Genomic DNA, 12,214 nt, shown 5'->3' on the forward strand with positions numbered 1-12,214 from the left:
TCGCGTTCCGGGAGGATGTGCGAGTTCAGAGTGTCCATCCGAGCGTGGCCGATTCCCGTTGTGTGAGCAGGTCGCCGAGCGCGGCGAGATCGCGTTCCGCGTGGCTCTGCCGTAGGAAGACCGGCAGGTTCGCGACGCAATGCGCGAAAGCTTCGTTACGGCAGAGGGGGCCTGCGCCGAGCGCGCGGCACGCGTGGTCGAGGATCGTGCTGGTCGCCTGTTCGACGTGCAGACGCGCGCGCAGCGCGTGCCGGATCGGATCCGCGCGCGGGGTGCGGTCGATCCATGCGGCGGTCTCGCGCAGCACGGCGGCGGCGCCGTCGAGCGCGACGTCCACCGCACCGAGATGGGCGGCCCGATGCCCGTCGCGCTTCTCCTTGGCGGCCGCTTGCAGGTGGCGCGCAAGCATGCGCGCCGCGCCGAACCAACAGGCCGCGATACCCGCGCCGCCGTGCCAGAACCCCGGTCTCGACACGTAGGCGCCGGGTGTGCCGACCAGATGACCACGCACACGTTCGAAGTGGACCTCGGCGCTCGCGGTCGAGGCCATGCCGACTGCATGCCAGTTGCGCGTCGACATCCGGACGCCGGGCTGGTCAAGCGCGACCGCGACGAGTTGCGGGCGCGCCGCGCGGTCGCGACAAGTGACGAGTGCGTGCGTGAGCGAGACCGCGCCCGAGCACCAGCCCTTGGTGCCGAACAAGTCAACCTCGCCGGGCTCCAGGCTTGGGGCGCCGCCAGCGGGACCGTCGCGCGCCTCGATACGCACGCGCATGTCGGGGGCTTCCGCCGCCCAGACGCCCCAGCGGCTGCCGGACGGTGGCGAGACTGCGCGCAGTTCGGTGAGGATCGCGAGCGCGTCAGTGTGGCCTTCGAACAGTTTGACGAGTCCGAGATCGCGCTCGGCGACCGCGGCAAGCAGACGCCAGCGCTCGAGCGTACGTCCCTGGCCGGGCAGCGGCAGACAGTCGAGTCCACCGTCGACCAGCGTGGCCAATGCGTTGCCGACCGAGGCCGGATCGTCGCGTTCGAAGGCAAGATTCGCGAGGACGCCGCCAAGTTGCGTGACAGGCTCGGTAAATACGGGTTTGACGGGCGTGTCCGTGCCGTGTTGTCGCGGCGAGTTTTCGGTCGATGGCGCCGTACTGTGCGCCGGCAGGGCGGACAGGCTGCCCGTCAGTGCGGCATGGGCCGCTTCAGGTGGAACCCGCGCCGGTTCGCGGAATTCGGCAGGCCGCCTGGAGGCAAGTGTTGCGTTCACGGCATATTCCTCTCAAGGCGTGCTGGAGGGCCCGCTGGGTGCGCGTCCTCTCAGACGACAAGCAAGCCATGTGCCCGCGCCTCCTGCGAGTCGAAGAACTCAGGCGCGCGAGGACGCAACAGGCGTCCGGCCTCCGTCGGCCCGCTACTCAGTGCTGAGACCACTGCGCGGATCACAAGATGGATCCAATGGTCAAAAGGCCCTTCGCGAGCGAGCCGTCCGGCGGTGCCACCGTTGGTCCTGTTCTAGCGGCACCTCTGCGGCCAGTCTCAACCTTGAGCCACAGATGGTGACTGTGATCTAAGCGAAGCGCCCGAAGTCGAACTTTCTTGGAGCGTCGCTCCGACTAGTATCGACCTAGTCCAGCTGTTTGCCGATGAGCTGGACCCGTTGCGAGTAGTGCATCCGGACCGTCAGGTCTATCTGGACGTGACCGGTAACTGCAAAGTGTTTGGGATGGCCGACGTCTACAGCAGTTGCTTGGCAATCTGGTTCTGAATGCGATTAAGTACGGAGCGCGAGCGCAAGACGCGCCGGTACGTGTGACAGCGACCGGTAGCGACACGGAAGTCCTCCTGGAGGTGAGGAACGCTGGCGCCGTCATCGATCGCTCGACGCTCAACCGCGTCTTTGATCCACTCCAGCGTGGCCCGTACCATCAAGGCAGAGATTCCGTCAGCAGCCTGGGGCTCGGACTATATATCGCGCGCGAGATTGCCAAGGCCCATGGGAGCGAGATCGACGCGCGATCCGACGAGACGGAAACGGTGTTCTCTGTACATCTGCCTTGTGGCAAATAGCGCTCATGATGCGTTACGCAGGTCGCTGCGGGAGATGATTTAGTGTGCCGCCCCGCGGGCGTGTTATCGGTGCCCGGGGTCTATGGCGGACTGCTCGACAAGATACCGTTCGGTGCGGCGAGGAACAAAGGCCTGATACGTCACCGAGCAGCCGGTGCATGTTCCGCAATTCAGCTTGGTCATCCAGCACGTTGATGCGCTCCGGACACACAGGCTCCGATCATACTTGGCCGACATGCGACCCTTCGCTCGCCGACACTGATTTCCCAAGGATCGGTTGTGCCTGTTGATTCACCCGCAAGCGATCGGCGGTCGAGGCCGCACAGTTGGCGAGAGGTGGCACAGGATTGGCAGTATCAATGCGGTCTACGAGTCATGAGGGCGGGCCTTAAGCGTTGCAATCATCCGCTCGACCGTGCGCGATGATACGAGACCAAGCCGGTAGCTCACTTCGTCGGGAGGGCAGTCTGCCAGCAGTCGCCGGCGGCAGTCCGTATTGCGCAGAAGGCGCGGACTCATCTCTTCCGCTTGGACGTGGATAGCAAGCAACGCGTCGCGGACGATATTGCCAACCATGGCGACGGTATAAGGTTTGCCGCTTTTGTTTGGAAAGAGCAGGGGGCTGTCGGTGTTGATTGCACTTCGAACTTGAAGCCATGTCTCGAGGGTCGGAAGAGCGAACGGTTCGATCTGGACCGTCCTCATCGGTCGCGGGCCGTGAGCGATCACGGTCACATAGGGTTGTGAACTTACTAGCCTCACATCTGCGGTTGCCACCCTCAGAAACTCGGTCGCTGTAACACCGGTGCCAAGCAGAAAGGCGACAACGGCCTTGTTGCGTACCTGACGGACGTCGTCCGTGACTCCCGGCTGAATGGATAGCTGAAGGCGAGCGTCGGCATCTTCCCGCAAGAATACCGGCTCAGGTTCGTCTGGCCACTGCAGACGACGCAAGAGGTCAAACCCCGGATTATCAGATCGGATGCCGAGGTCTACGAGATGACGGCACAGACGGTCGATCAGTTTCGCGTACCGGATGCGCGTCGTCGTGTCTTCGGCGAAGCCCCCGCCCGGGGCCAGAAAGGAGTCAACGTGATCGTTGCCGAACGTGGTCAGCGATACTCCATGCTCGACAAGATAGCGGGCGAACCGATCGAACATGGCGCAATGCTGGATGATCGAACGCTCAGCAAAGGGTCTTCGATCGGCGCCGGCAGCCTCGTGCTCTTGCCACACCCTGAAGGCTCGAGCGGGGTTCGTGTGCCAAGGTGAAGCGTCGAATTTCATAAACTAGTTATTTTATATACTGAGGTTGCGTCACCTCCAATCCTAACGAATCTTCGATTCGCCCACAAACCCTGCCTACAAAAATTGGGCTCAAAATCGAAAAGTCTATTTGCCGAGATGCAGGTTCTCCTCCCCATAACACTGGCAAGGCTCCTAAATGCACAACAATCTGACATGAGTGGCATAGCGACGGCTCTTGTTCGTGGTGAACCCTTGCTGGGGCGGGCGGCGTTGATGCCGCCAGGATGAGCGTCCGCGCATGACAAGCCAAGCCAGGGCCCAAGCTGGGTGGCATGTGATCAATCGGGGGCTGCCGCTATCTGCGCGACTTCGGTAGGCAATGCGTGACGCCGTACAGCAGCATCGATCCGATTAAAACGTTGCGAGCGGTAACGTGCCCGCCGTGTTTAAAGCGATTTCCCGCGGGCGTTGGCCCAATAGCTGAAGCCTGCGCCGTGTCATCTTCGCGCCCAGCGGACGAAGCTCGTGCTCTAGCGCGCGCTCGGCCGCAGGTAGCAGCACCGTTTCCTCGTCGGCGACGTGATGCATGACTTCTCGCATCAGTTGCAGAAATAGCTCGTCGTACGCGGCATTCTCAGGTCCCATCGCGCGCAGCTTGTCGATGATCGCTCGCATTTCGACGGAAGATCGTTCAGATGCGATCGACTTAGTCGCGGACGGATAGAAGGGCACCGCTCGCGCAGCGAGTAGACCGCCGCGCGAAAGGGACGCTTGGCGAAAGCCCGTGATCTCATAGACTGCGATGTCACACATGCCGTCGATGCGCGCACAAGGCGCTGCAGCTGCGGGCCGAAGGCGATCTCTTCGCTCTGATACCGTCGGACATACATATGCCCAACAGCGCGACTGGCATCAATCTCGCCGAGCATGTGCGCGGCAATTCGCCCAACCTGACGATCGTTCTGATAACACAGCCTGTAGTAAGGGGTCCTCGATGTGTTACTCCGAGGTACCCGATATCAAGCAGCCTTACTTGCCGCCACCGACCCCGCCTGTACCGCCCCCGGCCCCGCCCGCGCCGCCACCAGTCCCACCGGTCCCGCCGCCGGAGTTGGCGCCGCCCTTGCCGCTACCCCCCGCGTTTCCGATATTGCCGGTGTTCGGATCATTGGGATTGGCCGTCTTATTGCCCATCGCCGGCGACAACTTCTTCTGCATCGCTCCGGTGTCTCCACTATCCGAAGACATGGTGCCCGATGCGTTGGCCGTGCCCCCAGTGTTGTTTTGCGCGGACGCACCGAGCGGGGCAGTGGCAAGCATGATAGCCAGTGCTCCTGCGCCGAGTGCACAGGTGATTTTGCTGTCCGTCTTCATAATCCCTTTCTTGATAAGTTAGACCGCATGATGCTTAGAGCAACTGCTGTACTCAATCCCAATTCACGCATCTGCTGATAGCTCCAGCGTGCGGAAAGCGCTCCACGAGTTCACATTGAAGCATTGCGGGAGCGCGATTGTATTGATGGAATGATTGGCTTCTTGCCCCACTGGACTTTTCGCTAATTCGTTATCCAAAACACTTTGAAAATGCGCTTGACGATCCCGGAAACTGCCGTATGATGGTTTCATGCTGCATCGCAGCAAGTGCATCGTTCGGGTTCTGAAATTACCTGGCCACGGCACAAACATTTTTAGGAGTGGTAAATGTTCCCTTATTTTTCTCAGCAGGCTTCCTCGGGTTTAGGATCGAATTTCCAGACATATATGAACGTGACGAATCGATATATGAACGGCCTCCAGCAACTCACCGAGTTGAATGTGCAGACACTCAGGACGGTGTATGAAGAAAATACCTCGATTTTGAAGGCAGGCTCTGGCGCGAAACCCGTCGAGTTTCTGGGCTGGCAGTCGACCCTGTCGGCCGAACTTCCGGAGAAAGCGGCGGCCTATACGCGGCATTTTCTGTCAATCATCCGCGCGACGGAAATCGATATCCTGAATGAGACACGCAGCTATTACGAGCAGTACGGCATCGACATGAAGAGCGTACTCGAATCGGCGCTACGCCAGAGCCAGTCGGCGTTGCAGGAACCGGTCGAGCGTGTCTCGAGCCTTATCGCAGCATCGACGGATGCTGCCAGCGAAACGACGGATGCTGCCAGCGAAACGGCTGAGAGCGCACTTGAAGCGAGCGGGGCAACTTCTCAGAGGACGACCAACGCAAGCGCTTCGACTGCCGAAGGAGCGGCATCCGAGGCAGCGCCAAGATCTGTCAAAGCCGGCCCGAAGCGTCAATTATGAACGTCTCGCCTTTGTGTGCATCACCATTGTTTTCGGGGCCCGCCTCAGGCGGTTTTTTTATTGCGCTCCGACGCGCCTAAGGAAAACCGATGAACCCTTTCGATCCGCTCGAGTCGTCGAACGACACATTCTGGTCGCTTTTGATGCTTGGACCTTTACGGCTCGTGGCGCCGTTCTTTATCGACCCACAGACGACCGTTGCCAGCCCCGCGCTGAAAGTGCGACTGCGGCCGGTACGTAAGGAGGCGCCCCCCCACGACAGCGATGCCTCGGATGTGCAATTGCGCGCGGATGAGTTCACTGTCGAGCGGCTCTTGCCGGACGCCGATGGTCCTCGATGGTTGAGCAGCCACTTCGAGCACGGGGAGGATACGCACCTCTTCAAACTCTATGTTCCAGGCGGCTACACTGGCGAGCCGCTACCGATGATCGTCATGCTACACGGCGCGCAACAGGACCCAGACGACTTCGCGGCAGGAACCGAAATGAACGCCGCCGCCGAAGCGAAGGGCTATATCGTCGTCTATCCGTTGCAGTCGGAAAGTGCCAATCCGCTCAGGTGCTGGAACTGGTTTCGTCCCGCGGACCAGATGCGCGGATCGGGCGAAACGGCGATGCTCGCGGCCCTCACGCGTGAAGTCATGGCGGCCTGCAACGTCGATCGAACTCGAGTCTATATCGCGGGTATGTCGGCCGGCGGTGCCATGGCAGTCAATCTCGCGGTGACACATCCGGACCTCTATGCAGCCGGCGCGATTCATTCGGGCGTGGCCTTCGGGGTCGCCGACGAGCCCCTTTCGGCACTCAGCGCGATGAAAGACGGCATGGTCAAGGCCCGCCTGCCCGAAACGCTGACCGATGGGGTTCGACCTCGCGCAGTGCCTCTGATCGTCTTTCACGGCGATGCTGACGACACCGTGCATCCGCGTAATAGCGACCAGATCATCGCAATGAGTCAGCAGCTGCCTAGCGCGCCCGAGACGCAGCCGCCTGCGTCGACCCACACTGGTAACCCAGAGAACGGCCACGCCTATACGCGACGCGTCTTTCGCGATCATGAAGGCGTTCCAACCGGCGAGCAGTGGCTCGTGCACGGGCCCGGTCATGCGTGGTCTGGAGGCCACCCTGCTGGTAGCCATACCGACGTTCGAGGTCCGCATGCGACCCAGGCGATTGTTCGGTTCTTCGGCCAGTTTGCGCTTCCTCTGTAGTCGGCCGCACGGCGAATTGTGCCGGCCGGTCCGATCAACCAGGCCTGTTGCTGGCACCCGCGTCCGACATACGCGGAGTCGCCGCTTGAGCTCCCCACGGGGAAAGACAAGATTGTGAGCGTCGACTAAGCGATGGGATGGATCCAAGGACGGGGATGCCATCTGCTGTCTCAACCTTGTCGGCGTCGGTAAATCGGATAAACCGCTCGTTGCTCGATGCGCCACTGCCTTAGGGTCTGCGTCATTGGAGGACCGTCCATGCGCCTGCTTCTCGATACACACGTTTACATTTGGCCCGCCATCAAATGCGAGTATCTCCGCTTTCAGGGGGCCAAACCCTGCGGGCGTGATAGGCCCGTCGCTTGCTGGTAGATGCGTATCCAATCCATTCACGCGAGGAAATCGCCATGACCCAAGGCACCTATCCTGCGCCGCCGTTCTCCGAGCAACAGCAGAACAGACAGCCCGGCCTCACCGAGCCAATGGACCCCCAACCCGATCACGGCGAGAACACCTACATGGGCAGCGGGCGTCTCGCCGGCAAGGTCGCACTGATCACGGGCGCGGACAGCGGGATTGGCCGCGCCGTGGCAATCGCGTACGCGCGCGAGGGAGCGGACGTCGCCATCTCGTATCTCGATGAGGAGAACGATGCCATGGAAACTGCGCGTTGGGTCGAGAAAGCGGGGCGCCGCGCGCTGCTCTTAGCTGGCGACATCACTGACCCCACGCACTGCCGCGATCTGGTGGCAAACACGATCGAGACGTTCGGGCGCATAGACGTGCTCGTCAACAACGCGGCGTACCAGATGAGTTACGACAGTCTTGAAGACATCAGCGACGACGAGTGGGACAAGACGTTTTCGACCAATATCGGTGCGATGTTCCGCATTACGAAGGCGGCGCTGAAGCACATGAAGGCGGGCGGCGCGATCGTGAATACGACATCGATTAACGCCGACGCGCCTAATCCTGGCCTGATCGCATATGCGACGACCAAAGGCGCAATTCAGAATTTCACCGGCGGTCTCGCGCAACTGCTTGCAGAAAGGGGCATTCGCGTGAACTGCGTGGCGCCAGGCCCGATCTGGACGCCGCTTATCCCCTCGACAATGCCACCCGAGAAAGTCAAAAATTTCGGCTTGCAGGTGCCAATGAAGCGCCCCGGCCAGCCGGCCGAACTCGCTGCCGCGTACGTGATGCTCGCCTCCGACGAAGCGAGTTATGTTTCTGGCGCGACCATCGCGGTGACCGGTGGCAAACCGATCATTTGAACTCGGTGCGGCGCTCTCCCGAAGCGGCTAGAACAGCAGCACCGTCGCTTGCAGTTTTGCGCGGTCATGCGGGCAATAGGGCAAAGCCAATTGCAACGCGTGGTGTTTGCCGGCCACCGCCGGCCTTCGCTGCAGCGCTGACTTGGGCGACATCGAAGGAAACGCGGCAGCGGGAACTTCCGTACTCTATAAGGAGCTCGGGACGCCAGGCGCGCACGACCGCCTCGAACTGCGGGCCATAGCCCAGCGTGTCAGGATAGCCTTTCGCGCGCGTCGCGAGCCGGAATACCACGCACGTATACTGCGTACGCATACCGGCTTGAGCTGTAGAAGGCCCCGGTACGTACCTGCGTTGTCGATAGACCGTAGCTGAAGGATCGTGAACCTATGCAGCGGTAAAGCGCAGGTGCGTGGTGCATGCCGAGGATCGCGCCCGCCCATGCTGTTGTGCCGAGGTATTCGGTATCAATACTACTGTCTTCGCGCATCAGAATCCTGGGGGGCGAACAGTGCAGCCTTTGGACTTCCGGTCTTGGTGCAGAACTTGCTGGAACACGCATATGCAATATTGATGGCGTGAACCAGCCGTCGGTGCGGCAAGCCACGGTCACGAGCAAGTGATGTGCTTCGCGCCGCGCGTCCGCCAAAACCAGGAGACGGCCATGGACTCACTATATTGGCAGGAACTCTTCTCGTTTGGCATATCGCCGCTCGAGATCATCCTGCGCGGTACGTTTATGTACTGGCTGCTCTTTCTGCTTTTTCGCTTCGTCGCAAGGCGGGACATCGGTTCCGTTGGCATCGCCGATCTGCTTATTATCGTCATCGTCGCAGACGCCGCACAGAATGGAATGGCCGGCGACGGCGATAGTCTTGCTGACGCCGGGCTATTAGTTGCCACCCTCATAGCGTGGAACCGTCTTATTGACGCAGCCGCCTTTCATTGGCCGGCGTTCAACCGGTTCGCGAATGCCAAAAAAGTGCTCCTGGTTTCGCATGGAAGAAAGGTGCACGATAGTATGCGCCGGGAGGCGATTACCGATGAGGAGCTCGAGGCCAAGCTAAGAGAGAATGGAGCGAGCTCACTCGAAGAGGTGGAACGAATGTACCTCGAGTCCGATGGACAGATCAGCGTCGTAAAGAAGAAATGATGACGCGGGCTTTGCTCAGACGGGCGACGCGAGTCTGATCTGGGAAGGACGCAAGGGCCGACAAGATGTCGGCTAGAAGCTTCCCAGTCTCGCGTATCTGCCGTCGACTGGTCCACCGTCGTCTGCTCTCGTGCGTCATCCACTACCATCGTCGAGGCAACCCGGATCGAATCGGTGCAATAGGGGAAACATTCGCGTCTCGAGCGACATCAACAGGCTCAGGGGCGCATATCGCCCACCAGTGGATCCAACCTCAAGGGAAAGCGCGCAAATTTCCAGCCAATAAGGCAGAGGGGAGTCCAAACCGACACCTGAATGTAGGCGACGGATTTTTGTTTTGGATACCTCATCCCCGCTAGTGACAATATCGGTGGGAGGCGTGCCGAATCGGTATCCGGTGCGGTGGTTCAGAAACCGACGCCGACACCGGCACCGACACCGCCGCCTATGCTGCCGCCGCCAACGCCGATGCCAATACCGGTGCGCGGCGCGTAATAGCCGGGACCATATCTGTACCCGGGATCACCGTAGCCATAACCGTCCGGCTGGGGGGCAACACAGCCCGCGAGGCCGGCCCCTAAAGCCAGTATGACAAATATCCTTATCATGATTTCCCCCGTACGTTCGGACGTCCCGTGGCCATGCTGCTTTCGGAAAGCGGTGTCGCCCCCGAGCGACTCCGCCCCATTCCCCTCGTAGCCGCGCAAAAATAATGCCCACGCCTGCGCGGTCGCGACCAAGTCGCGCAAAGCGGCGTCAGCTAAACAGGAAACCGAAAAGCGGAATGCATGCTCGGAAAGCGCTCGCCGGTGCGGGCTCAACCATGTGCGACTGCAAGAAAAGTGCGCCAGTGATGAAGCGAAAGTGTCGTGTAGCGGGAGAGGGGAGCCGACATCGATTGCGCTGCAAAATCAGCCCTTTAAAAACTATCGGTTCGTCACGCTGAACACAGGGTGCTCCTCGCGCTACAAGCGCGCGAAACAACGGTACGACGGATTGCCAGGCATGCCCATTGCGCCCGAGCAAGGGGCCTTATACTTAGGAGTGAAAAATGAGTATCTTCTCAACTATCTTGAACAAGATTTTTCCTCACGACCATCCTGCCACTGCAGCCTCAGCCTCCACAGCTGCTCCGGTAGCGGCCGCCACGTCAACACCCTCAGCAGCGCCAGCTAACACCCCGTCGACGCCATCCACCGCTGCGGCGCAGCCTTCACAGCCGTCGGCCACGCCGATGCCGACGGTCGACGTCGAAGCAGTTCTTACCCGTATGCAGGAAGGTAACAGCCAACAGCTGAACTGGCGCACATCCATTGTCGACCTCCTCAAGCTTCTCAAGCTGGACAGTAGTTTGGATGCACGCAAGCAGCTGGCCGCCGAACTTCACTACACCGGAAACACGGAAGATTCTGCCGCCATGAACGTCTGGTTGCATCGTCAGGTCATGCAAAAGCTTGCGGAAAATGGCGGCAAAGTACCCGAGGGGCTTAAAGCCTGAGCGCGTCTTGCGGGCGGAAGATCGACAAAGCTTCAGGCGCAGCATGGTCGCATGCACTACCGAACATGCCGTTGCCAGTTCAAACAAACGACAGCGCGGTGCGACCTCGCGCTGCCCATCTCGGGAATGTGCCTGCGCTTTCGGTCCTAACTCTGGATGAAGGAGCCGAAATGGATAGCTCGGAACGCGCCTCTCGTGGTTTTTCAGCCCAGCGAGGTTTCATGCCCGTTGCACGCGGGGCAGTTACGGGCTTCCTAGATGACCGGTGCACCACGCTTGGTGCCAGCATTGCCTTCTACTCCGCCTTTTCTCTTGCTCCGACACTCCTCATCGTCCTCGCGGTTGCAAGCTGGTTCTTTGGAGCGGACGCTGCCCAGGGTCGGCTTTTTGGGCAAATAAAGGACATTACCGGTCCGGAAGCGGCGGGCGCCATGCAAGCTATCGTTGAGCACGCTCATCGAGCGAGTGGTAGCGGCATCGCCGCTTCGCTGTCACTCGTGCTCTTGGTGGTCGGTGCGTCAGCCACCTTCTCCTCGTTAAACACCGCGCTGGATACTGTATTCAAGGTCAAATCGCCGAAGGGTATTTCCGGTCTAGCACTGCTCTTGCGCGCCCGCGTGATTTCGTTCGGGCTGGTTATGGGCTTCGGTTTCCTGCTCGTCGTCTCGCTAGTCCTCGACGCCGCGATACAGACAGTGGGGCACGCGGTTTTGGGCAGCATTACGTTGACGGTTGTCGCGGCCGTTGCTCAGTTGATTTTTGGACTGGTGGTGATGACCGCCGGCTTTGGCGCGCTCATCAAATGGTTGCCCGACGTCAGGGTTGGCCTGCGCCATGCGCTGATTGGCGGGTTGGTATCAGCGATTTTGTTTTCCGTCGGCAGGCATCTGTTCGGTCTTTATCTTGCCCACGCGGGGACGGCAGGGTCGTTCGGAGCGGCCGGGTCGCTCGCTGTACTCATGATGTGGCTGTATTTCTCAGCAGCGGTGTTTTTCCTCGGCGCGGAGGTAACAGCCTGTCTCGAGCCCGTTCATGAGCATAACGCTCAGTCCCAGCATGACGAGCCGCTGGCGTGCGACAGAAGCGGGCATTGAATCCCACCACATGAACTTCTGAATCGGTGCCTCGTTCGACGGTTCGTCAGGTTGGCCTGCGGGGACCAGGCCGTCGAATGTCAATCTGCTCGGTAGGCAGCTCTCGGTCTCGCGGCTTTTGCCATCCTCGGACCAGAAGCCTGGTAAGCGTTAGATTGCAAACCGGAGAAAGTCAGACTTCGAGTTACCTTTCGACATCAGTTCAGCGCGAGAAGCACAAGCATCTGCTACAGATACGCACGAATGTCGATGCATCTTGTGGAGCTTTTGTCGAGGCCATTCTTAAATGTCGGGGGTGGGGCTACATAGAAATGTCGTGTTTTTAAGGTTGAAAGTTTTGTCTCTAACGGGTTACCGCTCACGCAGTGTTGAAGAACCG

The 12,214-nt window shown here is 60.2% G+C and carries 12 protein-coding genes and 4 pseudogenes; 8 read left to right on the forward strand and 8 right to left on the reverse strand.

Annotation, left to right across the window (positions count from 1 at the left end; genetic code table 11):
• Positions 1-25: 25 nt before the first annotated feature.
• Positions 26-1,261: an acyl-CoA dehydrogenase family protein gene (locus HV670_RS22980; RefSeq protein ID WP_175107315.1), complete on the reverse strand. Its 1,236-nt coding sequence runs from the start codon at positions 1,259-1,261 to the stop codon at positions 26-28.
• A gap of 476 nt (positions 1,262-1,737) precedes the next feature.
• Between HV670_RS22980 and HV670_RS22985 the strand changes: the two genes are divergently transcribed.
• Entirely contained in the window at positions 1,738-2,061 is a 324-nt protein-coding gene (locus HV670_RS22985; RefSeq protein WP_246257842.1) for a sensor histidine kinase, read from the forward strand.
• 42 nt (positions 2,062-2,103) lie between these two features.
• Positions 2,104-2,196, forward strand: a pseudogene (locus HV670_RS30620) (zinc-binding dehydrogenase); the annotation flags it as partial.
• 231 nt (positions 2,197-2,427) lie between these two features.
• On the opposite strand, the gene HV670_RS22990 reads toward HV670_RS30620, so the two are convergent.
• The 4 genes and pseudogenes from HV670_RS22990 to HV670_RS23005 all read right to left on the reverse strand — a co-directional run bounded on the left by HV670_RS22990 (position 2,428) and on the right by HV670_RS23005 (position 4,935).
• A complete protein-coding gene (locus HV670_RS22990; RefSeq protein WP_175107316.1) occupies positions 2,428-3,348 on the reverse strand; it encodes a tyrosine-type recombinase/integrase in 921 nt (306 codons plus the stop codon).
• Between the two features lie 316 nt (positions 3,349-3,664).
• Positions 3,665-4,035: pseudogene (locus HV670_RS22995) on the reverse strand (hemerythrin domain-containing protein); the annotation flags it as partial.
• Positions 4,036-4,338: 303 nt separating this feature from the next.
• On the reverse strand, positions 4,339-4,629 hold the full coding sequence (locus HV670_RS23000; protein ID WP_175107317.1) for a hypothetical protein: 291 nt from the start codon (positions 4,627-4,629) through the stop codon (positions 4,339-4,341).
• Between the two features lie 117 nt (positions 4,630-4,746).
• The gene (locus HV670_RS23005) at positions 4,747-4,935 is read right to left on the reverse strand and encodes a hypothetical protein (protein ID WP_175107318.1); all 189 of its coding nucleotides are present in this window, start codon (positions 4,933-4,935) and stop codon (positions 4,747-4,749) included.
• A 75-nt stretch (positions 4,936-5,010) separates the two neighbouring features.
• On the opposite strand from HV670_RS23005, the gene phaP reads away from it, so the two are divergent.
• The 3 genes from phaP (at position 5,011) to HV670_RS23020 (ending at position 8,092) form a co-directional block, all read left to right on the forward strand.
• On the forward strand, positions 5,011-5,607 hold the full coding sequence (phaP, locus tag HV670_RS23010) for a TIGR01841 family phasin (protein WP_281362448.1): 597 nt from the start codon (positions 5,011-5,013) through the stop codon (positions 5,605-5,607).
• An 89-nt stretch (positions 5,608-5,696) separates the two neighbouring features.
• Positions 5,697-6,818: an extracellular catalytic domain type 1 short-chain-length polyhydroxyalkanoate depolymerase gene (locus tag HV670_RS23015; RefSeq protein ID WP_175107320.1), complete on the forward strand. Its 1,122-nt coding sequence runs from the start codon at positions 5,697-5,699 to the stop codon at positions 6,816-6,818.
• A gap of 407 nt (positions 6,819-7,225) precedes the next feature.
• Positions 7,226-8,092 carry an SDR family oxidoreductase gene (locus tag HV670_RS23020; RefSeq protein ID WP_175107321.1) on the forward strand — a complete coding sequence of 289 codons (867 nt, stop codon included), beginning with the start codon at positions 7,226-7,228 and terminating at the stop codon, positions 8,090-8,092.
• Between the two features lie 184 nt (positions 8,093-8,276).
• On the opposite strand, the pseudogene HV670_RS32305 reads toward HV670_RS23020, so the two are convergent.
• Positions 8,277-8,387 (reverse strand): annotated as a pseudogene (locus HV670_RS32305) (DUF7673 family protein); the annotation flags it as partial.
• Positions 8,388-8,754: 367 nt separating this feature from the next.
• Here HV670_RS32305 and HV670_RS23030 point away from each other — a divergent pair.
• Positions 8,755-9,243 (forward strand): DUF421 domain-containing protein, encoded by a 489-nt coding sequence (locus HV670_RS23030; protein ID WP_175107322.1) that lies wholly within the window; start codon positions 8,755-8,757, stop codon positions 9,241-9,243.
• Between the two features lie 407 nt (positions 9,244-9,650).
• Here the strand turns inward: HV670_RS23030 and HV670_RS23035 are convergent, their stop codons facing one another.
• Positions 9,651-9,851, reverse strand: a complete 201-nt coding sequence (locus HV670_RS23035) for a hypothetical protein (protein WP_175107323.1) — start codon at positions 9,849-9,851, stop codon at positions 9,651-9,653.
• Between the two features lie 443 nt (positions 9,852-10,294).
• Here HV670_RS23035 and HV670_RS23040 point away from each other — a divergent pair, with 443 nt between their 5' ends.
• Together HV670_RS23040 and HV670_RS23045 are read left to right on the forward strand one after the other, a co-directional pair.
• Positions 10,295-10,741, forward strand: a complete 447-nt coding sequence (locus tag HV670_RS23040) for a DUF3597 domain-containing protein (RefSeq protein WP_175107324.1) — start codon at positions 10,295-10,297, stop codon at positions 10,739-10,741.
• 170 nt (positions 10,742-10,911) lie between these two features.
• The gene (locus HV670_RS23045; RefSeq protein WP_175107325.1) at positions 10,912-11,835 is read left to right on the forward strand and encodes a YihY/virulence factor BrkB family protein; all 924 of its coding nucleotides are present in this window, start codon (positions 10,912-10,914) and stop codon (positions 11,833-11,835) included.
• Here HV670_RS23045 and HV670_RS32310 read toward each other — a convergent pair.
• Positions 11,833-12,015 (reverse strand): annotated as a pseudogene (locus tag HV670_RS32310) (phospholipase D-like domain-containing protein); the annotation flags it as partial. The gene HV670_RS23045 and the pseudogene HV670_RS32310 overlap by 3 nt on opposite strands.
• Between the last annotated feature and the right edge of the window lie 199 nt (positions 12,016-12,214).

Origin of the sequence: Pararobbsia alpina, from assembly GCF_902859895.1 — a bacterium.
GTDB lineage: Bacteria > Pseudomonadota > Gammaproteobacteria > Burkholderiales > Burkholderiaceae > Pararobbsia > Pararobbsia alpina.

Excerpts from the sequence above, each read along its gene's own strand:
- HV670_RS23040 (WP_175107324.1), top strand. The coding sequence starts at position 10,295 with ATGAGTATCTTCTCAACTATCTTGAACAAGATTTTTCCTCACGACCAT.
- HV670_RS23035 (WP_175107323.1), bottom strand. The coding sequence starts at position 9,851 with ATGATAAGGATATTTGTCATACTGGCTTTAGGGGCCGGCCTCGCGGGC.
- HV670_RS23020 (WP_175107321.1), top strand. The coding sequence starts at position 7,226 with ATGACCCAAGGCACCTATCCTGCGCCGCCGTTCTCCGAGCAACAGCAG.
- HV670_RS23045 (WP_175107325.1), top strand. The coding sequence starts at position 10,912 with ATGGATAGCTCGGAACGCGCCTCTCGTGGTTTTTCAGCCCAGCGAGGT.
- HV670_RS23015 (WP_175107320.1), top strand. The coding sequence starts at position 5,697 with ATGAACCCTTTCGATCCGCTCGAGTCGTCGAACGACACATTCTGGTCG.
- HV670_RS23000 (WP_175107317.1), bottom strand. The coding sequence starts at position 4,629 with ATGCTTGCCACTGCCCCGCTCGGTGCGTCCGCGCAAAACAACACTGGG.
- HV670_RS23005 (WP_175107318.1), bottom strand. The coding sequence starts at position 4,935 with ATGAAACCATCATACGGCAGTTTCCGGGATCGTCAAGCGCATTTTCAA.
- phaP (WP_281362448.1), top strand. The coding sequence starts at position 5,011 with ATGTTCCCTTATTTTTCTCAGCAGGCTTCCTCGGGTTTAGGATCGAAT.
- HV670_RS23030 (WP_175107322.1), top strand. The coding sequence starts at position 8,755 with ATGGACTCACTATATTGGCAGGAACTCTTCTCGTTTGGCATATCGCCG.
- HV670_RS22990 (WP_175107316.1), bottom strand. The coding sequence starts at position 3,348 with ATGAAATTCGACGCTTCACCTTGGCACACGAACCCCGCTCGAGCCTTC.